At 69.9% G+C, this 1321-nt stretch carries 1 protein-coding gene and 1 pseudogene; both read right to left on the bottom strand.

Features of this window, described 5'->3' with window-relative positions; translation table 11 throughout:
- A partial coding sequence (locus tag AC3WPZ_RS27945; RefSeq protein ID WP_492442621.1) for an MCP four helix bundle domain-containing protein occupies positions 1–873 on the bottom strand: 873 nt, incomplete at its 3' end.
- Between the two features lie 35 nt (positions 874–908).
- Positions 909–1321 (bottom strand): annotated as a pseudogene (locus AC3WPZ_RS27940) (methyl-accepting chemotaxis protein); the annotation flags it as partial.

The following is a 1321-nucleotide window of genomic DNA, read 5'->3' as shown; positions in this document are numbered from 1 at the left end:
CGTGCGCGCGCTCAGGTCCTGGTTGCCCGAGGCAATCTCCACCGACGCCGTGTTGATGCTGTCCGTCGCGCTGCGCACCTGGCTCACGGTCTGGATCAGCGAGTTCTTCATCGCACCCAGGGCGTTGAGCAAGTCGCCCAGCTCGTCCTTGCGGTCGGTCTGCACCGGCACCGACAGGTTGCCATCGGCCACGGCCGAGGCGATCACCACCGCCTGGTGCACCGGCACCGTCACCGAGCGGGTGATGCGCCAGGCCAGCAGGGACGCCACCACCACCGCCAGCGCGGCCAGCGTCACCAGCCAGGTCACGTTGCGGCTCACGGTGTGGGCGGAATCGGCCATGGCGGCCTGCACCAGGCTGCGCTGGGCGGCCAGCATCTCGTTCTGGGCACCGCTGTAGCGGTCGGCGGCCGGCAGCACCTGGCTGGCCAGGATCTGGTTGGCGGCCACGAGGTCACCCGTCTTGAGGGCGTCGAAGAAGGTCTTGCGCACCGCGATGTACTCGCCGCGCACCGTCGAAATCTTGGCCAGCAAGGCCTTGCCTTCGGCGCTGGTGATCTCGGCTTCCAGCGTCTTCTGCAGTTCGCTGATGCGCGTGGACGTCTGCGCGATCAGCGGCTTGAAGTAGGCATCGACCTCCGGGTCGGCGCGGGACTTGGCCACGGCGAGCGCGCGGCTGATGTTCAGCGTCGTGCCGGCGGCCCACTCTTCCGTGACCGAGGCGAGGTGCTCGAGATGGATCACGCGCTCGGTGGCCGCCTGGGTGGCGCGAAGGCCGCTCCAGCCCAGCGCGGTGACGGCCAGGAGCAGCACCAGCACGCTGAGAAAACCCAGGCCCAGCCGATGACCGACCTTGAATTGATGGAAAGACATGGGAAAGAGGAATCCGTGTGGGTGAGAAGAATCGATCAGAAGCTTTCCCAGTCGCCTTCGCTGCCGGCGCTGGGAGCGCTGGCCACGGCAGGCGCGGGACGGACCGGTGCCGCCACCGGCTCCACGGGCCGGCTGGCCTTGGGCTTGGCCGGGGTCGGCTGGGCCACCACCACGGGAACGATCGCCGCCTTGGTGGGCACTGCGGCCATGGCCTTGGCGGGCGCCGCGGACGTGGCCGGTTTCACCACCGAGGTCAGCACCGGTGCCGATGCCGGCGGCGTGGCGACGGTGGCCACGGGCGACGGCTCGGCGGGGCGTTGGTGCTCGGCGTCGCCGGTGCGGAACACGCGCACCACCCGGTCCAGCCGCTTGGCCTGGTCCTTGAGGCTCTCGGCGGCGGCCGCGCTCTCCTCCACCAGCGCCGCGTTCTGCTGCGTCATCTGGTCCA

This window comes from Hydrogenophaga sp. FW305-3-2-15-A-LB1 (genome assembly GCF_058787875.1).
Note: the sequence above shows the minus strand (reverse complement) of the source record. Positions and strands in the feature narration are given on the sequence as shown.